The 21419-nt window shown below is 42.2% G+C and carries 17 protein-coding genes and 2 pseudogenes; 7 read left to right on the top strand and 12 right to left on the bottom strand.

Features of this window, described 5'->3' with window-relative positions:
- Positions 1-21: 21 nt before the first annotated feature.
- On the top strand, positions 22-1236 hold the full coding sequence (locus ACH59B_RS03290) for an ROK family protein (RefSeq protein ID WP_016819555.1): 1215 nt from the start codon (positions 22-24) through the stop codon (positions 1234-1236).
- A gap of 261 nt (positions 1237-1497) precedes the next feature.
- Here the strand turns inward: ACH59B_RS03290 and ACH59B_RS03285 are convergent, their stop codons facing one another.
- The 3 genes from ACH59B_RS03285 to ACH59B_RS03275 all read right to left on the bottom strand — a co-directional run bounded on the left by ACH59B_RS03285 (position 1498) and on the right by ACH59B_RS03275 (position 4536).
- Positions 1498-2316, bottom strand: a complete 819-nt coding sequence (locus ACH59B_RS03285) for an alpha/beta fold hydrolase (RefSeq protein WP_016819554.1) — start codon at positions 2314-2316, stop codon at positions 1498-1500.
- 827 nt (positions 2317-3143) lie between these two features.
- The gene (locus ACH59B_RS03280) at positions 3144-3350 is read right to left on the bottom strand and encodes a hypothetical protein (RefSeq protein ID WP_180361598.1); all 207 of its coding nucleotides are present in this window, start codon (positions 3348-3350) and stop codon (positions 3144-3146) included.
- A 163-nt stretch (positions 3351-3513) separates the two neighbouring features.
- On the bottom strand, positions 3514-4536 hold the full coding sequence (locus ACH59B_RS03275) for an MBL fold metallo-hydrolase (protein ID WP_113050400.1): 1023 nt from the start codon (positions 4534-4536) through the stop codon (positions 3514-3516).
- Positions 4537-4701: 165 nt separating this feature from the next.
- Here ACH59B_RS03275 and ACH59B_RS03270 point away from each other — a divergent pair, with 165 nt between their 5' ends.
- On the top strand, positions 4702-5712 hold the full coding sequence (locus ACH59B_RS03270; RefSeq protein ID WP_330708272.1) for a fumarylacetoacetate hydrolase family protein: 1011 nt from the start codon (positions 4702-4704) through the stop codon (positions 5710-5712).
- Between the two features lie 93 nt (positions 5713-5805).
- Positions 5806-6387, top strand: a complete 582-nt coding sequence (locus ACH59B_RS03265; RefSeq protein WP_013369248.1) for a TetR/AcrR family transcriptional regulator — start codon at positions 5806-5808, stop codon at positions 6385-6387.
- A gap of 704 nt (positions 6388-7091) precedes the next feature.
- Here the strand turns inward: ACH59B_RS03265 and ACH59B_RS03260 are convergent.
- The 4 genes and pseudogenes from ACH59B_RS03260 to ACH59B_RS03245 all read right to left on the bottom strand — a co-directional run bounded on the left by ACH59B_RS03260 (position 7092) and on the right by ACH59B_RS03245 (position 10120).
- On the bottom strand, positions 7092-7775 hold the full coding sequence (locus tag ACH59B_RS03260) for a metal-dependent hydrolase (RefSeq protein ID WP_031462804.1): 684 nt from the start codon (positions 7773-7775) through the stop codon (positions 7092-7094).
- A gap of 18 nt (positions 7776-7793) precedes the next feature.
- Positions 7794-8901, bottom strand: a pseudogene (locus ACH59B_RS03255) (multidrug effflux MFS transporter).
- A 150-nt stretch (positions 8902-9051) separates the two neighbouring features.
- A complete protein-coding gene (locus tag ACH59B_RS03250; protein WP_023986849.1) occupies positions 9052-9687 on the bottom strand; it encodes an FMN-dependent NADH-azoreductase in 636 nt (211 codons plus the stop codon).
- Positions 9688-9736: 49 nt separating this feature from the next.
- On the bottom strand, positions 9737-10120 hold the full coding sequence (locus ACH59B_RS03245) for a tautomerase family protein (protein ID WP_031462803.1): 384 nt from the start codon (positions 10118-10120) through the stop codon (positions 9737-9739).
- Positions 10121-10252: 132 nt separating this feature from the next.
- Between ACH59B_RS03245 and ACH59B_RS03240 the strand changes: the two genes are divergently transcribed.
- Complete coding sequence (locus ACH59B_RS03240) at positions 10253-12781, top strand: helix-turn-helix domain-containing protein (protein ID WP_031462802.1); 2529 nt, start codon at positions 10253-10255, stop codon at positions 12779-12781.
- A 1388-nt stretch (positions 12782-14169) separates the two neighbouring features.
- Here the strand turns inward: ACH59B_RS03240 and ACH59B_RS03235 are convergent.
- On the bottom strand, positions 14170-15084 hold the full coding sequence (locus tag ACH59B_RS03235; RefSeq protein ID WP_235209074.1) for a LysR family transcriptional regulator: 915 nt from the start codon (positions 15082-15084) through the stop codon (positions 14170-14172).
- Between the two features lie 225 nt (positions 15085-15309).
- Between ACH59B_RS03235 and ACH59B_RS03230 the strand changes: the two genes are divergently transcribed.
- From ACH59B_RS03230 to ACH59B_RS03220, 3 genes are read left to right on the top strand one after another with little or no spacing between them, the layout of a single operon-like run.
- The gene (locus tag ACH59B_RS03230; protein WP_200879849.1) at positions 15310-15480 is read left to right on the top strand and encodes an MBL fold metallo-hydrolase; all 171 of its coding nucleotides are present in this window, start codon (positions 15310-15312) and stop codon (positions 15478-15480) included.
- 55 nt (positions 15481-15535) lie between these two features.
- The gene (locus tag ACH59B_RS03225; RefSeq protein ID WP_031462800.1) at positions 15536-16015 is read left to right on the top strand and encodes a GNAT family N-acetyltransferase; all 480 of its coding nucleotides are present in this window, start codon (positions 15536-15538) and stop codon (positions 16013-16015) included.
- Between the two features lie 53 nt (positions 16016-16068).
- Complete coding sequence (locus ACH59B_RS03220; RefSeq protein WP_404303304.1) at positions 16069-17346, top strand: MFS transporter; 1278 nt, start codon at positions 16069-16071, stop codon at positions 17344-17346.
- Positions 17347-17579: 233 nt separating this feature from the next.
- Here ACH59B_RS03220 and ACH59B_RS03215 read toward each other — a convergent pair.
- The 4 genes and pseudogenes from ACH59B_RS03215 to ACH59B_RS03200 form a co-directional block, all read right to left on the bottom strand.
- Positions 17580-18070, bottom strand: a pseudogene (locus ACH59B_RS03215) (recombinase family protein); the annotation flags it as partial.
- A gap of 167 nt (positions 18071-18237) precedes the next feature.
- Positions 18238-19557: an ABC transporter permease gene (locus ACH59B_RS03210; RefSeq protein ID WP_174821135.1), complete on the bottom strand. Its 1320-nt coding sequence runs from the start codon at positions 19555-19557 to the stop codon at positions 18238-18240.
- On the bottom strand, positions 19550-20452 hold the full coding sequence (locus ACH59B_RS03205; protein WP_044787039.1) for an ABC transporter ATP-binding protein: 903 nt from the start codon (positions 20450-20452) through the stop codon (positions 19550-19552). Before ACH59B_RS03205 ends, ACH59B_RS03210 begins: the two co-directional genes overlap by 8 nt.
- A complete protein-coding gene (locus ACH59B_RS03200; protein WP_174821134.1) occupies positions 20449-21414 on the bottom strand; it encodes an ABC transporter ATP-binding protein in 966 nt (321 codons plus the stop codon). Before ACH59B_RS03200 ends, ACH59B_RS03205 begins: the two co-directional genes overlap by 4 nt.
- Positions 21415-21419 lie beyond the last annotated feature (5 nt).

The raw sequence follows: 21419 nt of genomic DNA, 5'->3' as shown, positions 1-21419 counted from the left end.
TAAAGATCAAGGGGAAGTTATATGTTAAATAAATTTGAAGAGTTATCATCACCCAAAGCGAAAAACTTAAAACTGTTATATAGCTTAGTTCGTAAATTAGGTCCTGTAACCATTAACACGTTAGCTGAGCACACTGGTTTTAAGCATGTAACATGTGGGCGTTTACTTGACGAACTTGTTGCAGAAGATCTTATCTATGATAGTGGGATTGGAAAATCAAGTGGTGGACGTAAACCTCTGGCCTATGTGATCAAACCGGATGCTTACAACTTGATTGGGGTTGAGATTACAAGCTTATACACAACTGTCTTGCTGCTTGATTTAAAGCTAAATATTATAGGCGTCAAAAAATTAAAGATGACCACCGAATGTACTGGAGAGTACACATTAAATTATGTAGCAAAGTGCGTTGAGGATTTACTGGCTGAACATAACGTTCCTAGGGAGAAATTGTTGGGCATCGGCATTGGGGTTCTCGATTCGTTTGATCCGGCAATGGGAGTCATTTCACATCCCCAACTTTTTCCTGCAGGTGGATGGGATATAAATATAATTGAATATTTAAAACATAAAACCAACACTCCTGTATTTCTGGAGAATGGGACCAACTTGGCTGCGCTAGCTGAATATCGTATGAACTTTTGGAAAGAAACAGATAATTTAGTCTTTGTATCCAGTGATATTGGAATTCGATGCGGTACTATTTTTCAAGGCAGATTGGTTAGCAGAAAAAGAGATATGGATGATACCTTTGGGCACATCATCATTGATATTCATGGTCGACGTTGTTCTTGTGGCTCATATGGGTGTCTCCAAGCATACAGTAGTTTGCCTGCTATTCGTGACGAAATGGTTAGGCTCATGAAGCGTGGCAAGCCTTCAATGCTTACGACCGAAGTTAACGATTTCGAAGAGATCAATTTACACCACATTTTATATGCTTTAGAGCAAAACGATGCGCTCTGTTTAGAAGTTGTTGAGGATGCAGCTTATTATTTTGGTGTGGGTCTCAGTAATCTGATTTTTCTGTTACGTCCTGAGATCGTGATTTTCGGAGGAACTTTAGTACCAAAACCGCGTTTTTTTGAGGTAGCAGCTAAAACAGCACAAGATCGACTAAAATTTTATCCTGATAGTCATGTTCAAATCATTAAGTCCACTGAAGCCTACAATATTGTGGCTCAAGGAGCTGGTTGTATGGTGTTGGATTATTTCACTGAAGAGGTACCTGTTTAGCATTTAGTCATCGATTCAAGTTCTTATCGACGCCTGAGATGAGAACTTGAATCATTCAAAACAAAAAAAGACGAGCCAAGCGACTCATCTTTTTGAAGTGACTATTTATTTACGTACGACGGCATAGCCTTTATTCTTCAGTAGATGTCCAGTTGAGATTCGAACGATTCCAGCTCCAAGATCGGTAGCTTACGCTTCAGAGCTTTCTGAATAAAGTACAGATTAATTCCCTGCCCGTTAGTTCAATGGATTCATATACAACTAAAATCCAAACTCTGTTACTCTTTCAAGCCACTCACGAATAAGTGACTCAAATAATAGAGCCTGTTCAATTTGAAGATTATGGCCTGCTCGATCTAGAACGGCAAAGGTTGCTCTAGGATAATTGTCTAAAATTTTAAAAGCGTCTATGTAACCAACGACTGCATCTTGTCGTCCAAGAGTAAATACTGTTGGTTTATCGAATACTAATTCATCTATATTGGTGGAAAATCCATAGTTTCTTTGAATCTTGCTAAGAAAATCGTAGTCAGCGATCTTACAACCTGCCACGATCTCTTCTGAATACCTCTTCCAATTATATTCATCGAGAACGACTTGATTTGCGCTAAAATCACTTATTTGCTCTTCACTTAAGGTGCCCATAAACTCGCGATCACGATGAACAACAAAATGCTCGGGAAGTATTCTCCTTTTGTGTTCAGGAACAATTAATGGACAAATCAGTGCAGCTCCACCAATACGATCTTTATGTCTATTAATTATTCCTCTTGTAATATAACCACCGTATGATTCGCCTGCTATGAGATAATCTTGGTTTGGGACAAGAGTTTCAATAAAATTTATAACTGCTTCTAGCATATCATTTGAATTACATATTTGATCGTAATCCATTGTTTGTCCCATTCCAGGCAAATCAAGATAGATACGACGCCAACCGGGGATATCTTCAAATATCGGTTCCATACACCCACTCATTAACCGATGGTCTGGTGTAAAACCATGGATCATTATAATCGGTTTGCCTGTACCAATTTCCTCGTAATATATATTGGCATTCTTGACTTTACAATATGGCATACAGACTCCTCCAATTGATATATTTATAATGTGCTTATACTAAAGAAAAATCTACATTGCTTTATCTAGCACACCAGATCTCCGTTTCCGTTTCGTTTTGATTATATACTCATACATAATATATGTAAAGAACACTTGTTCCCCATAATTTTTTCCGGGGTTAAACTAAATTGCTGTTTTATTATTCATCACCATATAAAGTAGGAAGACCTTGATTCATCAGTGCTTCTGACGAATCAAGGTCCCTACTTTGTCTCAACTATAATGGTTACTCACAATGTGCAGTGTCATAATTAGTGAGAAAATTATCGCTATCCAACTCATGTAAGCCATAAAAATCATAATTAATGAGAATATCCTCATTACTGTAATGCATAAGTATACATCCACCTTGTATAGGTTTCATATTATCTTTATTAGCTCAAAGACATCAAAAAAAGCTTGCCAGCGACAAGCTTTTTCAATGTTTAATTTCAACTTAAAATAGCGACTTTCAGCGGGACAATGTTATCGTGGTTTTAGAATTGCTTTCTTGTAAAAAATATGAATTTAGAAGAATCACTTCGGGCGGGGCTTTGCCATGATAGAGCTGCGCGAACCCAACATATAGAACATTCAAAGCAGATACAACGCCATTCCAGCCGCGACTTTGGTGCTGTTTTTTTACATTTAACATCGTTACACCACTTCTACTTGGCAATTTATACATCGTTATTTTCTAAAAAATGTTACAAACGCCCTAGCTGCAATAGATGATGCTGTATTGCATTTTAACTAGTAAAAACCGCTCTGTAGCATTAAATGCATCGAAACCGGGATGAAGGATTTTATTCAAATCCGGGTGCCTGACGCAAGGTGATTTCAGTACGTTTCATCCGTTCCACTACACCACGAAGTCCTTCTATAAACTGCTCCTTAACTCTTCGGCTGCTGCGGTGTGTACTGCGGCGAATCCGGGACCCGTATCCGAATGGGTGGAAAACTTCCAAGCTCAGACACTGCCTTGCCTTACCACTCTCTGTTTTTTCTCCCATGATTGAGCTGCGAAAGTTAAGTTAGTCATAAGTCCATCTCCATTTCTTTATAATCGGTTCTAAACGCCGATTTTAATTCCGTGGAACAATAAAAAAAACGGCCGCTGTTCGCATCGTTTGCGACAAGACCGTTTTTTGTTTTTCGTACGCTAACTTCAACTTGCTATTCTTGCCAAACACTCATAGGGTCCCATGGCTTGATCTGATCGCCATATTTTCCGGCCAAAAAAGCCTTCATGTCTTCCAGCTTAGAAGGCACCTCGTTCCAAATTGGAAGGGGTGGTAACCCTCGTTTGCTTTTCAATAGGATATCCACTGTAACATACAACCGTTCTGGCTGAATCCAATGAAGGAAGCGGGAAATATCAATTTGCTTGGTCAGGGACAAGGTATCAATTTCGTCATTGTAATGCTTGTTAAACTCGCTAATCAGGTTCAGGAGGTAGTCTCTTTGCTCCTTCACGAAGTCCAGGCCGCAGATGGCGCCATGTCCTGGAACAACGATTTCGGGTTTAATTTCATCAATAATGCGATCAAGCACTTTAACCCAATTGAGGGTTCCCTCTTCGCTGTATGCCGTACAACCGTTAAACACGACATCGCCGGCGAACAGCACCTTTTCTTTTGGCATCCACAGCAGCAAGTCACTGTCAGAGTGGGCCGGAGCTACGTTGTAAATCATAATTTCCATATCGCCAAGACGGATGTTGATATCGTCCTTTATCTCAATATTCGGGAGCACCCATTCTACGCCTTCCAGGTCGAATCCTTCAAATTCCGCTGCAAAAAACCGCTCGCCCGAAGTCGATTCCGGAGAATTCTTTCCTCTTCTGATGACGTTATCCATCCAGGCGATATTTTCGGTGAGACGCTCTCTGGACGCTTCCTTGTGCATAATAATGCAAGCATCTTCAAACACTTTGTTTCCCCAGGCATGGTCACTGTTATAGTGCGAATTCACCACATATGCGGGAGAGCCGCCGTTGCTTACTTCCTTAAAAGCCTCCCGCATTTCCCGCGCATGGAACAAATCGAAGAACGTGTCATACACCAGCCCTCCGCCCTTGTTGATGAACCCGGCATTGGCCCAACTGATGCCGCGATACGGCGAAATACCGGCAAAGACGCCATTTGCGACTTCAAAAAATTTAACGCGAGGTTTTTGGATAATACGTCCATACTTCATGGAAATTCTCCTTTGCGTATATGTTTTTGGGGTAAAGCACACTGATTATGTCTTTAATATAGAGAATCGAAAACATAAATGCAAGCAAGCACTTGCATGCATTTATGTTATGCAATATGATAGTAATAGAACAACATCAAACAACATGGATGGTGGCGCTGCAACATGAAGCTAGTAACCTTTCAAACCAAGACATCTCAGGAACCTTTATTTGGGCTTGTAATTAACGAGAAATTTGTCGTGTCTTTTGCCGCAATCATGAAAAAGCAGGGAACATTCGTTGACAGTCTTGAAAGTATGGACAGCTATCTTCATTATTTGCCGGCAAGTTATGATGCCGCTAAGGAATTGATGCAATATGCTGTCGAACTATCGCATCAATTCAATGAAAATGAAGTCTGCCCGATTGCAGCGGTAAAATTGCTGCCGCCGGTTCCACATCCGGCTGCGCTTATCGATTTCGGGCTGACGCCAAGACATCTGAGAAATGCTGGCGTAAATCTGCTGCAAAGAGAATACACAGGACCGGAAAGAGAAGAACTTAAACGAAAAATTGCTGAAAAATTCCAGCGAGATCCGAATAAAGTAATTTTCAGTTATTACAAGTGTAACCATAACGCATTAATTGGCGATGGGGATACGATACATTGGCCTTCGTACTCTTCCTACCTGGATATCGAGCCGGAGCTGGCCTTTGTTACAGGGAAGGGGAACTGCATTGCAGGTTATGTTATTTTTAACGACAGTACTGTTCGCGATGTGCAGTGGCCTGATTTCCTGGCGCTGACTGGACCGACGCGCTGCAAAGATTTTGCCCGCAGCAAAGGAATTGGACCATTTCTGGCTACGCCGGATGAAATCGGCAACCCGCTGGCACTGGATGTGGATGTACGGATCGGGGAGAGACTGCATTGGAAGGGAAGCACATCCGAGTATTCTGTACACCCTGCAAAAGTGATGGAGGAGATTCTCAAAGTTTTCACGCCGCTCCCAGGCACGATTATAGGAATGGGGACGATACCGGATTGTTGCGCAATCGAGACCGAACAATGGCTGTTGCCCTCTGACCGAATCCAGATTACATTTGATAAATTAGGCTCGCTCACGCAATTGGTGCCTGATCATGTCAAGATTACTGAACCAAGCCGCTGGGAAAAAAGAAGCGATTTGCCTTAAATAAACGTTTATGAAAATGATGAACCCCGACCCTGCTGCATATGCAAAATCTTGTAGTAGAATAGGTTTAACATATGTAAAAGGAGAAATGCAATGCAAACTTCAGACAGAATCATTGAAGCCGCGACACGGCTCATCAAAAAGAAGGGCTATCGGGGAGTAAGCACCAAAGCCATTGCAACGGAAGCTAAAGTCAATGAATCTACGATTTTCCGGCAATTTGGAAGCAAGCAAGGCATATTGGAAGCCATTATTGAAAGACATTCGGATATCCCGCAATTTGAGAAGCTGTTAAAAGAGGATGCGACCGATAATCCGGAAGTAGATCTGCTGAATGTAAGTCAGCAGTACCGCTTGTTTTTCCATAAAAATGCGGACATCATTTTGATTGGCATCCGTGACAAAGGAATGCTTCCCGAATTGGACAGAGTGCTGGCCGATCCGCCGGTGAAGCTGCACTCCTTGCTAGTTGAATATTTTGAACGCCTGCAGAAGAAAAAAGTTATAGCCAGACAGGATGAGCGTCTTGCCGCCATGACTTTCCTCTCGATGTGCTACGGATTTCAGATGAGCGAGCTGATTCACCGGCAATATCAGTCCCAACTCGTCACCGAGGAAGAGTTCTACAAGCACAGTGTCTCATTGTTTGTTAAAGGAATCTTGTCTCAGTCATAAGCTTTATTGATTTATTTAATGATAAGTCTAACTTCTCCTCTCAAAACATCACCAATTATTAATCATCACCATATAAAGCAGAAAAGCCTTGATCCATCGGTACTTCTGATGAATCAAGGCTCTCACTTTGTCTCAAACATATATTGAAAAAATCTCATTTATTAATACATTTGTCTCAACTATAATGGTTACTCACAATGTGTGGTGTCATAATTAGTGAGAAAACAACAGCGAATACATGCATTATTTGAGGATCATTCTCATAATTAATGAGAACTCATTGACTCTAATTTATTCGACCTACCCTAATTTTCATATTTCATGAGATTATCCGCATCTCTAAAAATGAGTATTTATACAACTAATATTATTTTTATAACTTCTTCTTTGTCAATTATGATGATTTTTCTCATTTAGTCTGAAAATTTCCCTAATAAATATGACACTCACTAGAATCCTTCTGTGTGTGGTTTGGAATAGAAAATTCGCAAACTATAAAAGAAACAATGAAATATACTAAGGACGGTTCGGCCGTCCTTCCTTATTCCCGTGAGTCCCCCTTTCTATTATAATATGTTCTCTATGATTCAACCCCCTACCTTACTGGGCTATTCAAAATAACTCTTGACAATCGTATAAGATGGACTTCGTTGTTTATCTTGTTTTCGGCCGATTTATCGTGCTAAAGTCAAAATGATCAGCGTTTAAAGTTCAATTCCCTCACCAGTTTCAAGAACTACCCCTACCCCGGTCGGCAGTAACGAAACAAAGAAATGGGGGTCCTGCTTAATGAACGGAAACGTGTTGAAATGGATTGGTACAACCTGTTTTGCCTGAAGCCATTCTGTAGCCACTGCGGCGTCTTCTGGACCCATAGTGTGATTGTCCCCGATGGGGAGAAAAGCCAGGTCAATTGCATTGCGTTCTCCAATCACCTTCATATCGTAAAACAGGCCTGTGTCCCCGGCATGAAACAGCGTTTTGCCTTCGGCGGAAAACAGTATTCCCGTGGGCATCCCCGTATAGATAATTGTTTTTGTTTCTTTGTATACATGACTTGAACTATGAAAAGCTTGTGTCAATTTTACTTTCCCAAAGTCAAATGTATACGCTCCGCCAATGCTCATTGCATGTGTACGTACGCCTTCCCATCCGAGCAGGTCCGCCAGTTCTGCCGAAGCAATAACCAGCGCGTTGTTACGTTTGGCAATCTCTACGGTATCTCCCACATGATCGCCGTGCCCATGGGTTAACAGAATCACATCCGTCTTTACCGTGGATGCATCCAGGTCCGTATTGGCGTTCCCTGTAATAAACGGATCGATCAGAATGATTTTCCCGAGGGTCTCAATTTTTACAACAGAATGTCCATGATAGGTCACCTTCATTATGTTTCCTCCTTGAATTCATTGATTGTTGCCGGGTTTTCTGCGGGTGAAGATCATATAAAACGCAACCATGTTGGATAACACAATAATTAGGCCCATGGGTATGGCCGAATTACCCCCACCGAGGCTGGTCAAAGGTGCCGCTTGTACATAGTTTTGCATCGCAAGGGAGAAACCGGTTGTGGTTACGATACCGACGCTAGAAACGGTGAAAAATAGTGGGGTGCAAACGGCATACAGTCTCCCACCACTACTGATCAGCACAATGAATAAGATTAAACCACTCAGAGTTGCCAGCGTAATTTCAGTTATAAACAGAGTTTGCCCGCTAATGCTCACTGACAGTCGCCCTGTAATCTGACCTGGAATGATAGTCCCAGTCCGTCAGGGCAAACAGTATGCTATATAGCTGCGGAGACGTACCGAACAGATTTTGAATGACAAACGTGAGCCGGAGATGTATGCAAACATGACGGCCAACACAAAACCTTGGGATAGTACATATCCCATGAATGTCCGGTCTTGGGTCAGACTGCAAAACGTGGATTGTGTCAGCTCCAGCCGCCAGTGACTCTGTCTTCGTCTCGCAATGTCTCTTTCAGACGGGTGAGCACAGCAACGAACAGTACCACTGCGATCAGGCTTAGCGCCACAAAGAGACCTTGCCAGGAGGTTACGCGCATAAGTTGTCCGCGCCAGCAATCGGCGCAAAAATCGGACCTGTCCCGTTGACCAGCATCAAGAGTGAGAAAAAGCGTGTCAAATCTGGCCTGTTAAACAGATCTCTTGCTATGGCACGCGAGATGACAACGCCAAAACTGCCTGCCGATCCTTGTACAAAGCGCAGTGCGATAAACGAACTGATCGTTCTGCTAAACGCACACCACACGGATACGTTAATATACAGCAGTAATCCGATAAGTAGCGGTGTGCGGCGACCATGCATATCGCTTAGAGGTCCGGCGACAAGTTGTCCTAGGGAAAGTCCGATCATACAGGCTGTAAGACTGAGCTGCGCAAATGAAGGCGTAGCCGCCAAATCATTGGCGAGCGATGGCAAAGCAGGTAAATACATATCCAGCGAAATTGGCGCAAGCGCCGCCAGGGCACCCAAAATGATAGCAATGGTTTCACGTTCCTTTGAGCGGAATTAGCGTATATGCGAATGCCCATCATAACGGTTACAATGGACCGGCGAACGTTTGATGGGCAGGATGAGAAGCGAAAAGAATTAAGTCACACGATATATGTTTTACGATACATGCTTCATCATTGCTTAGAAGTTTTGCGCTGCTGTACGTGCTTGTCCAATGGCTTCGGCTTTGATCTGAGGCGCACGCTCTCCTGCTGAAGATATACCCTCGATGTATAGATGATCCACGTCAGTAATTCCCACAAAATTCAGTACGGTTTTCAGGTGACGGCTGCCGTTCTCCCGATCAGCGACAGGACCTGCGGAGTACACGCCGCCACTAGCTTGGATGTGGAACGCTTTTTTGTTTTTGAGCAGACCGACCGGGCCGTTTTCGGTGTATTTGAATGTTTTAGCTCTGACACAGAAGGAATCAATGTATGCTTTCATCACCGGAGGATATGAGAAATTCCACATCGGTGTCACGAACACATATTTGTCTGCGGTCACGAACTCCTCCAGGAGTTCATTTAACTGAGTTACTTTTTGCTGCTGTTCCACTGTCAGTTGATTGAACGTACCGCCCGTTTGCAGCTTGCCCCACGCTTCCAATACGTCAGCATCAATGTACGGAATGTTGCGTCGATACAGATCCACATGAATAACCTCATCCTGTGGGTGGCTTTCGCGATAAGCTTGTACAAATTGTTCGCCGGCAGCAAGGCTGTAGGATGCTTCCGGGTTACCAGGGTGAGCAGTAATATATAATAATGTTGACATGGTTATGACTTCCTTTCTTTTATAAACGAAATTTATAATGGGTAATGAGTTAGGCTATGAATGGACCAAGACCATTGCCATACGACCAGTTTTCTTTCGTAACCTCAATAAGATTGATGAATACATCCTCTTTACGAATACCAATCTTTTGATGTAACTGCTCGGCAAGTGCCGCGTAAAAATCTTTTTTCACTTCATCAGAACGACCGATGTTCAAAGTGATTTGAATGATAAGAAATCCATCACTTCTTTCAATGTCGAGACACGTTGGATCAAAACTCAAATTTTCGCGATCCAGTTCTTCAATAATCAAAAACCGATCGTTTGCAGGTACATGCAGTTTATCCACGACAGTTTGCAAGACAACTTCCCTGATCTGCGTTTTCTCTTTACTCGGACGACCCTTCAGTGTAACAATGCGAGTTAAAGGCATCAGTGTTACCTCCTTGTTTTGTTTATGTTGATATGGATTATTTTATCTGCTACAATCCAGAGCACGAATGTACATAAGTTCGTGTTTGTTCGTGTGTTCAAGTTGCTCAAACTATGAAATTCAGGTGATTGAATGGATGACAGTAAATACGCAAAAGATTGGCCCCATGAATGGATCAAAAAAATTCGTACGAGACCTTCCAGACGAGAGACGTCAAAAAAGATGCGGCAAGTGGATCTGGCGAAGCGGGTTGGTGTTGATCCAAGGACGGTACAGCAATGGGAAAGTGGAGATCGTCTACCCAGCATCGGAAACCTCAAGCAGATTATTCAGGTTTTTTGGGAAGAAGGGTTGTTTCTGAAGGGAGATCCTCGCCAGGAAGCTGAACAGCTTTGGATGGCTGTAAAGCGTTTATCGGAAGCGCGTTCAGCCACGAGACGCGAGTTTGAGGATTTTGATAAGGCCTGGTTTGATACGCTGATGACAACCAAAGCTATACAGCCGGAGACAGGCAAAGAAAAGCGAGGTACCGCGGTCACGGCACCAGCTCGATTACGGAAGATGCCATCCACCTTTGTTGGACGACATCAATCCAGAGATGCCTTGGCGGAGCAGTTAACTCACCACTCGCTAGTTTCCATCATTGGATCTGGTGGAATCGGCAAAACGTCCCTTGCTGTCGAACTGGCTTCGACGCTTACGGAACGTTTTCCGCAAGGCATCTGGATGTTTGAATTTGGTGCAATCAGTGAAGCGCATGACGTGGGTCCGTTTCTTTTATCCACGCTGGGGCTGTCAAACCAAGGGAGCCAGCCCGATGTACAAGTTGTACTGGAAACGGCAATCAACCGTAATATGCTATTTATTTTCGATAATTGTGAGCATCTCATTGATGTCATCGCCACGGTGGCCGAGTCTCTTCTGGCAGAGGCACCAGAGTTATCCATTTTGGCGACCAGTCGAGAGCCACTTAACATTGCAGAAGAGTATGTTTACCGAATCCCTCCGCTTTCTTTTCCCGTGGATGAAGTCACATTGGATGAACTTTCCGAAACGGAATTGATGAACTATGAATCCGTACAACTGTTCCTGGAACGAGCCAGCATTCGGGCTCCCCATTTCGCGGTCTCCATTCCCCATCTGAAACGGATTGCTTCGATATGCAAGAAAATTGGGGGCATCCCGTTAGCGATTGAGCTTGCTGTGGCACGAATGAATATGCTGACCCTGGAACAGATTGAAGAACGTCTGACGAATCAGCTGACCCTGCTGACCGCGGGCAAACGAACAGCCACGCCCCGGCACCAAACGTTACGTTCAACAATTGACTGGAGCTATAATCTACTTACGGGCAGGGAACGTCTTTTATTAAGACGGCTTAGTGTATTCGAAGGAGGTTTCACACTGGAGGCGGTGGAAGGAATCTGCATCTGTGAACCAGGCATACCCGATCGGGAAGACCGCATAACTGTTGTAGACGTGGTTGTTCTCTTGTCGAGCCTAGTTAACAAGTCTCTAGTCTCCACCCAAATCAGCTCGCACTATGGCTCCATTCGCTATTTTCTGCTGGAGGCTATCAAGGAATATGCGAGTGACAAGTTCCGTGAAGAATCCGATGATCGCAAGCGAGATGCTCTCTATGAGCGTCATGTGAGGTACTACATGAAGTACCTGTTACAGGCTGAATCCAAATTTAGGAGCATTGAACGTGAGTCGTGCATTGAGGCGGTGAGACGGGAATATGCCAATTTGCGTTCTGCACTTCAATGGTCTTATTCAAGTGTTCAGGCCCGTCCTAGTGGTCTTCATATGGCGGCACATCTGTATTGGTTCTGGCTTCACGAAGGCAGGTTGAAAGATGGGTTGTTCTGGCTGGAGAGATTTCTGTACGCAGAAGAGGAAAGCTATGTCTTTCGTACGGATTCAGCCAAAGCGTGGCATGGATTGGGTATTATTCAATTTATACAGGGCCATACAAAAACAGCTATGGAAGCAGCGACACGAAGTGTGGAAATTGCCCGTGAACAACAAGAGATTTCCCTGTTAGCCTCATCCCTGCGTTTGCTTGCTTTTCTCCACATTAAGCAGAATTGTATCGAGGAAGCGGAAACGGTAGTACAGCAGAGTGCAGACTTGGCGAGAAGCGCTCATGACTCATGGAATCTTGCCTCTTCTCTGCATGCATACGGCAAAATACGGCTGGAACAGCACCGATACAATGATGCTTCCGTATTGCTGAGAGAAAGTGTACATCTCTTTGAAACGGTACAGGATCAGTGGGAAGTGTCCGGTCCCTATGAATGTCTTGGGTATACCGCTTTGAAACTCGGGAAGCTGGATCAATCAATCGAATATTTCAAGAAATGCATTGCCGCAAGCCAAATATATCGTGGGTCCTGGGTTCTCTCCCGAGGAATTGAGGGGTTAGGGATTACCTTATGCGCTCAGGGAGCGCTGACCGAAGCAGCGATCCTTCTTGGGGCAGCCGAGAAAGGTCGTCAAGCCTATGATGAGGGTAGCATACCTAATTTTCCTGACGAACATCGGAAGAGTGTAAGCGCCATTCAGCAGGGTTTGCAGGAACAGGAATGGTATAGATGGTGGAACAAAGGAAAAGAGATGACCCAAGCTCAAGCGCTTGCCTACGCTTTGGAGATATAGAGGGTTGCCAATCGAATGAATAGATAAACTAGACGAACCATACGCTGTCCCCTTGAACTACAAAGTGACGAAATTCATTTGCTTGTGGCCAAAGGGATTTTTTGATAACAACAAAAGTCGCCATAACACAACATTAAGCAAAACGAGCACCTATGTTGTGTTGAAAAAGATTCTGTTTCCGCAAGTCAGGTAACCAGAACTGATCCAAGTCGGAATCACTGAAGGCGCACCCTCGCTAACAGTTTTTTCAGAAGTACAGACGGGTCATTACCTCGCACTAAAATTGTTAATAATCCTGATTCACTGGAAAATAAAGCATTAAAGATATAAACTACGAATAATCTTTTTTCTTGAGCCCTCTCATATGATAAAAGTAATTCAGTTTGCGCCTTGGAAACTACGTTGAACCAGAATAACGAGTGCACAGCAGAACTATGGTTATGATACCAACAAAAACCGGAACTTTTCACTGGTTTACTTTACGGGCTGTGACAGCTTCGCTTGTACTACCCCGACCTGCAATATACGCCTCCTCAGCCAGAGAGCAAGAAGCAGCTTGTCGCCAAGCTGGAGGAAGCAAGGCGCCACATGCATGAGATTGGGGCGTCGCTGCAGAACATAGAACCAGAGCGGCTGGACGCTCTCTTACAAACTGCAGTGTTATTTGGCTAACGGGACACAATGTTGAATGTTGACCACAACAGCGGCCAGTCTAGGATTTTATTTTCGCTTCCTTATCTGCCGCTGTTGCATTTGTCGGATCAGTCGAAAAACATATTTCTCAAAAGCTGACGACCTTTGAAATGGATAATCGCGTAAAATCAGCAACTCCAGTCTACAACTTTATTTTCTTCGAACATCAATTATGATAATTTTCTCGTTTAATCTAAAAATTTTCTTATTTAATATGACACCACTTTCTTCGAACAATAAAGTTGTGTACTAGCGAGTCAACTACAATTATTACCCCCCTGTGCGGTATACAATAAAGTTGTGTGCTTTAATCCACTATTTGTAATACATTTATAAAAAAAAATAGTACTAATAATATAATTAAAATACTGAATTTAATTCATTTTTTATCAATATGTGTGCCCCTCTTTACCTTTTCAACTATTTCTTTAGGGGGTAGCGTCAGGAAAATGCGGAATTACAACGTTAAGGAAATCCTATTATTAAAATCCTAATTTTTCAACAAATGATGGGAAATAAGACTTTTTTGTCACTACATTACAGCGCCCGTTTCAAGAAAAACCGTTTATGGTTTAGCTATAGTTAAATGAGGGTCGCTTGAGTCTGAATCATTTGCCTATTTTTCATGCTTTAAGCTGCTATTATGGAGGAGAAAATGTAACTAAGGCTTCCGGTTGCCTTAACAAATAATTTCCTCACATTGACCAGTCTCTTGTGTGTTTCAATGTAATATCGATAAACTTTGATAGAGCGGGGGAAATCCACTTATTTTTATGATAAACAACTTGGGCTGAGATCTGTTTAAGATCACCTTCGCAAGGAATAATCTTTAACCTTCCACCCTTGATTTCATTATTTACAGTTATTAATGGTAAACAAGCAATACCCAGCCCACTCATTACGCAACGTTTTATCGCCTCAATACTCCAAAGTTCCATCGTGTTGGAAAGTACGATCCCTCTTTCTCGAAGGTATTCTTCAAACATGGTTCGATAACTGCATTCTTTCTCATTCGTGATCAAACACTCGTTTAACTTTTGGTTTTCATAGCTTTGATCTAAAACATTCAGCGGATTGTCATGACTTCCAACAAGGACAATAGGCTCGTCCAATAAAGAATGTACGATTAAATCTGAATCCTGAAACGTTGGCATCATAAGAAATGCAATATCTGCACTACCATTAAGTATTGCTCTCTTGTTATCTCCGCAAGTAGCGTTACTTAAAATGATGCTTACATAGGGAAACTTATTTCTATATTCTCTTAATATAGGTTCAAGTCGATAAACCGTTAAAGATTCAGGAGCAGCAATCCTTAACTCGCCTCTTATTTCATCACCATCATTTACAATGCTTTCGATTTTCCCGTAAGTATCCAAAATTTCTTGAGTATAGTGCAATAATTTCTTGCCTATATCAGTCAATCTTACCTTTCGACCCATTCGATCAAATAGAGGTGCACCCAAATGTTCTTCAAGTGCTTGAATATGAGAAGTCACCGTGGATTGAGTGTAACCTAAATGTTCTGCTGCTTGTGTAAAGCTACCAAATTGAATAACTTTTTTAAACGTAATAAAATGACGTATTTCCACCACTTCACCAACTTTCAATGTAATCTCACTTTAATAGTATCAAAAAAATCAATGGATAACTTCTCGAATTTCAATTTTACTAATAATTAGTTTCGGGTTAATCTTAAGGAAAATTGAAAACAGAAGGATATTATGTGAAAACGATTCTGGACGTACCTTTTAATTAAGGTATTTACACCGCTGGGAGGAGAAAGGACATGACGGAAGTTAAAACCAAAAAACTCTCCTAAACTGGGATGTACATTGGTAGATTGGGTTGTCAAAAGTGGTAAAAACCTAACCACAATCTTTATCACTCATGGTCATGGTGATCATTTCTTTGGTATAAAGATGCTTTTAGATCGTTTCCCTGATGCAAGAGCGATAGCAACTCCAGGTGCACTTTGGGGAGCAACAAAAGCAGCGAAATCTTAATAAAAGGTATATATAATAGCATTCTTTTAATAAACACGGTTGGAGGAGTTCATAAATGATTACGGTTTACGATGATAGTTATAAAGAAGAAGTCATTAAATTAATATTGCATGTACAGAATGTCGAATATGAAGTGGGTATTAGTGTTAAAGAACAACCAGACATTCTGGACATTCATTCAAATTATATAAATGATGGCGGTAATTTTTGGATAGCGTTAAATGATAACGGAGAGGTCGTAGGTTCAATTGGTTTGCAAAAGAAAAATAAGGAGGTTGCTGTATTAAAGAAATTTTTTGTTTATAAAGACTACCGTGGCAAAGAATTTGGGACAGGCAAAAAGCTTTATGAAGCTCTGCTTGATTTTGCTAAGAAACAAGGTTTTTCTAAGATAATTTTAGATACCCCATCTAAAGCCACTAGGTCACACGGTTTCTATAAAAAGGTTGGATTTAAAGAGATTGATAAAGAGGATTTGCCAATTAAATATGATTATCCGGACCGCAATTCAATTATATTTTTATTAGAACTATAACAAAAAGAAAGAAGGTCTTATTTTTATGGAATAGTTAAACGGAGGGTTTGTCTTTGAAGAATAAGATTATATTGTTTTGTTTACTAAGCACTGTATTACTCGGAGTAATGAATAGTTTCTTTTTTAATTTAGCTCTTGTACCCATTGCTAAAGACTTAAATATTTCTATATCTTTTAGCAGCTGGTTTATCCTAGGGTATTCAATTATGGTCACAGTAGGTTCAATAGTATACAGTAAGCTTGCTGAAAGCATTCAATTAAAAAAACTATATCTTTTTGCTTTAGTTATCTTTGTTTTCTTCTCTATTTTCGGCTTTTTTATGGATCATTTTTATCTACTTGTATTATGTAGAATTGCACAAGGAGTCGGAGGGGCAGCCTTTATCTCACTGACAATGGTTGCAATTATAGATGTACTCGATCGAGCATTATTACCGATAGGCCTTGCTTTTATAAGCTTTGCTATGGCTTTAGGATCAGGTTTAGGACCTTTACTGAGTGGTATTATTCTATCCATAACGGATTGGCACATGTTATTTTTATTTATGAGTTGTGCAATAATTTTTATACCAATTTTATATTTTACTTTTCCAGAAAATAAGGTAGAAAATAAGACTCCATTTGATTGGTTAGGGACGTTTTATTTATTATTATGTATTCTCTTTTTATTATGTGCCTTGAACATTAATTTTCTTTTTATTGTTTTTTGTAGTTTATTTCCCCTATTATTTATTCGCCATATCAATACCGTTTCTTACCCAATTATTGATAAAAAAATACTCAATAATACAATTTTTGTTAGAATAACTAGTCTTAGTTTTTTGTTATTTTTTTTGCTAGGAGCAAATGTTTTTCTTCTCTCTTATATTTTTTCTTATACTTTTAATCCCATACAGTCTGGAATCCTATTTTTTATAAGTGCTTTAATAGGAGGTTTTGTAAGTATAGGGATTGGGAAGAATTTGACTACTAAAAATGTGAAAAAATTCTATAGAATAGGATTATATATTTTTTTCATAGGTTATTTAATTAGTATTTTTAACTCAAAAATAGGCATAGTATACATTTTAACAAGTGTTTGTTGCTTCATTGCCTTTTCTGTTGTACAAGTTGCTTTAAATAATTTATTAGATTTGGAACTGAAAGAATCCAAGAAAATAAGTATTGGTGTTTATAATTTATGCAATTTTATCGGTATGAGTATTGGTGTAGCATTATTTAGTAAATTAGTTATTATATTTAATATAAATATTTGTTTTATTCTTTTATTAGCGACTGTGATTACAAAAGGATTCATGTCAAACAATATTAATACAGCAAAAGGAAACTAGTACTGAGTGAAACTGAAGGTTTTTTCAGACAGATCGGTCATTGGCTGGTTAGTTAATCAGCTATCCAACATACCCATTTATATTATTCCTTTGGATAGTAAAATAAAATTTAACAATGGTAAGGAGATAACCGGATATGAAATATATTCGTTCAATACCTGTAGTTAGTTCCTAAGAGGGGTACGGAAACGATTCGGGGATTGAGAGGCCACATATAAAATAATCCCCAGTTATTATACCCCTTTTTCCTCTATTTCCTTTAGCTTGCGATAAAACGCTGCCTGACTAACCCCTGTAATAGTACAAATTTCCTTTACAGTTTTATCTGTTGCTTTTCGTAATTCAATTGCATGGTTCATTCCTGGGTGTTTATCTGTATTTTTTTTACCTTTCCTCGATATTTGCCCTTTTGCTTAGCCAATTTTATCCCCGAACGTTGCTTTTATTTAATCATTTCTCGATCTAGCTCACTGAATACTGCCATAACAGTTAAAAAGAATTTACCAGTAGGTGTTCTTGTATCAATTCCTAAGTTTAAGATAATAAAATGTATGTTTCTTTCACGAAGTTGTTCAACCAGCTGCAGCAACTGTCAGTATTTCGACCAAGACCTTCCATTCCAGTCCACAACTAAGGTATCATCGGCAGCTATCTTGGAAAGAAGTTCACCCAATTGATGCTTCTGTTTAGAAACACCACTAATTTCCTCCTTTACAATTTCGTTCCTCCAAATTATTAATCATCACCATATAAAGCAGAAAAGCCTTGATCCATCGGTACTTCTGATGAATCAAGGCTCTCACTTTGTCTCAACTATATATTGAAAAAATCTCATTTATTAATACATTTGTCTCAACTATAATGGTTACTCACAATGTTCTCCTACATTTATTAAATCTTGTAAGCCTTCATCGCTTTTCTTAGCTCTTTGAACGAAGGTCGTTTGCCATACATTAAGACACCCGTACGGTAGATCTTGGCGGCCAGCCAGCCAAATAATAGGATGGAAGCAACTAGAATGGCTAGTGACAGCCAAATTTCCAGCAGACTCGCCCGTTCCAGCCCGATGCGTAGCAGCATGACGGTCGGAGAAAAGAACGGAATGTATCCGGCCACCTTAATGAAAATCGTATCAGGTGCGGCAATATTGAAGATCCCGATGTAAAAGGCTGCGAGTGACAGCACGGTAATCGGCATGATTGCCTGCCCCAACTCTTCGGTACGGCTAACAATGGAGCCCACCGCGGCGAACAATACCGCGTACAGAAAGTAGCCGAGAATGTAAAATATCAGACCATAGCCGAGCACCGCAATATTCAGTTGAGACAAATCCAGTCCGACCGAGCTAAGAATGACATTATTATGCGGCAGCATGAGGTTGGCGCACATAACAGCTGCGAAAACGGCAATTTGCAGCAGACCTACCAGGAAGATGCCAATAATCTTCCCAAACATTTGGGTCAACGGCGACACGCTTGTGATGAGAATCTCCATGATCCGTGAGCTTTTTTCCGATGTTACCTCTGCGGCGATCATATTCCCCGTCATCATGGAAGAGGTGAAGAATAAAATCATCAATACATAGACCAAACCATAGTTAATCATGGAGGTCGCTTTTTCCTCTTTCCCCGCAGCTCCCCCTGCCTCAGACGGACTGTCTACTTCCCTGCTATCCACCAATACAGGTGCACTAATTTCACGTATTTGGTCGCTGGTCAGCGACTTGTCGCCCATAATAGCCTTGACCTTTGCTTCCTGAAGTCCCGTTTGCACCAATGTAATGACAGCCGGAGATGGCTCTTTTTCTACAGAGACGTATTCCACTTTAGGAAACGTGTCTCCCTTGGCGGCAGGCTCCGTGAACTGCACGTAACCTTGCAGCTTTCCGTTGTTCAAGGCTTGCTGCATTGTCGGCGCTTGTACGCTGTCATAACGTACCCAGATGGCTGCCGGGTTGGACTGCTCCTTGGTAAATCGCTCCAGCTGATTTGCCACTTCTGTCTGATTCCCGGCAATCAGACCCAAGCGTTGATGTGCGGCTGCAGTTGTGTCGGAACCTCCGGCCCCTTCTCCTTTAAACAAAGAAATCAAATACGGCAGATTCATGCCCAGCGTAATGAGCAAGGCCAATACCAGTGTCGTAATGATAAAGGATTTGGTCCTCGCCTTCTGACGAAACGTAAACCCGATCACCGTACCCAGTCTATTCATGGGAATCCCCCACCTCTCTTATGAAAATTTCGTTGAGCGTAGGTTCCTTGATCTCAAAATGCTCCACATCCGTTTGCCCTAACGCTGTTTGCAAAATTAACTTCGCCGCATCCGGCTGCTCAATATGCAGCATCCAGCCACGATCCAAATGCTCTACACGGCGTACGCCCGGCAGCTGTTCCAGTCCGTTCACTTCACCTGTAGTGATGAGGCGAACTTTTTCACGTGGGTAACGGCCCTTAATCTCTTGCACACTTCCCTGTACTACGGTATTCGAGCGGTGCAAAATCGTAATATGTCGGCACAGTTCCTCTACATGCTCCATACGGTGGGTTGAAAATAAAATCGCAGCACCCTCATCCCGTAGTTCCTTCACCGTATCCTTGAGCAATTCGACGTTCACCGGGTCCAGCCCACTGAAGGCCTCATCCAAAATGAGCAGCGTCGGGCGATGCACAACAGCCGCAATAAAGCCCATTTTTTGCTGATTTCCCTTGGACAGCTCCTCAATCCGCTTGTCGTAATATTCCGGCACTCCAAAGCGCTCTAGCCAGTAGCGTAGACTTTTGTCTGCCTCCTTGGCCGACATTCCCCGCAGCCTGCCCAAATAGTTAATCTGCTCGCTCACCTTCACCTTGGGGTACAGTCCACGCTCCTCGGGCAAATAGCCCATTGTCCGCTGAAGCTCCTTGCTGTAGGGCTTGCCTTCATATTGAATGCTTCCCCCGTCAGGGTAAATCAGGCCGAGCACCATGCGCATCGTTGTCGTTTTGCCTGCTCCATTGCCTCCCAGCAGTCCGTAAATCTCGCCACCGTTCACATTCAGGGATATTCCGTTTACCGCCGTATGATTCCCATATTGCTTCACGACCTTTTCCAATTGCAGCATGCTCATGATTGCTTTACCCCTTCCTTCTTCATGAATGTCTCTGTATCCGCCGATAGTTGTCCCGCAGACCAATGTACTAAAATATCATCCAGCTCCAGACGGCGCACACGGATGGGGCGAATACCCGCTTGTTCCAATATGGCACTGGTCTCTCCAGCTGCCAGCGTTATAATTCGCTGTAAATTCCCATCACTCTCCGTCTCTACAACTCCCGGAAGCTCCGATGCCTCCTCTGGTGTACCTTCAAACCACATTTCCTTGCCATTTTCGAGCAGATGGTCTTTTTCCAGCTTGCCAAGCAGCCTGCCATCGTGCATCAAGACAATATAATCCGCCAAACGCTTGATCTCGTCCATGATATGGGTAGCAATAATGATCGTCGTTTTACCGTTCTTCATACAATCCCGCAGTTCCTCCAGCATGATCTTCCAGGCAAAAGGGTCTAGACCCGATGAAGGCTCATCCAGTAGCAACACACGGGGGTGCGGCGCCAAGGCAGCAGCCAGTTCGAATTTCCGGCGCTGTCCCTTGGACATACTCGATAATTTCGTATGTGCTGGAACCTGAAAGCGGTCCATTAGACGCTGAAAACGTGTTTCATCCCAGCCGGGATACCACAATGCTCGAAAAGCTGCTGCTGCTTCTGCAGTTAGTCGATCCTCCTCGCGAACCGGCTGCTCCGGTATATACCCAACCCATTGTCGTGTATCTGCCGGCATGCCGTCGGGGTATGCTTGACCGAACCAACGAATCTCACCGGAATCCGGATGAACAAGCTGAGTCAGCAAATGAATCAATGTGCTTTTCCCTGATCCGTTATGTCCAGCCAAAGCGACCACATATCCTGGTTCAACCGTTAAATTAATCGGTCCAATTTTCCGGTCACCCCGGGTTTTATAGACCTGGCTCATCTCAATAATTGGTGCTTTCATCTGTATTTCCGTAGGAACTCCCACATGATTATTCACGGCTG

Source organism: Paenibacillus sp. DP01, assembly GCF_044784315.1.
Classification (GTDB): domain Bacteria; phylum Bacillota; class Bacilli; order Paenibacillales; family Paenibacillaceae; genus Paenibacillus; species Paenibacillus polymyxa.
The sequence above is the reverse complement of the archived record's forward strand: the minus strand, read 5'-3'. Positions and strand labels throughout refer to the sequence as shown.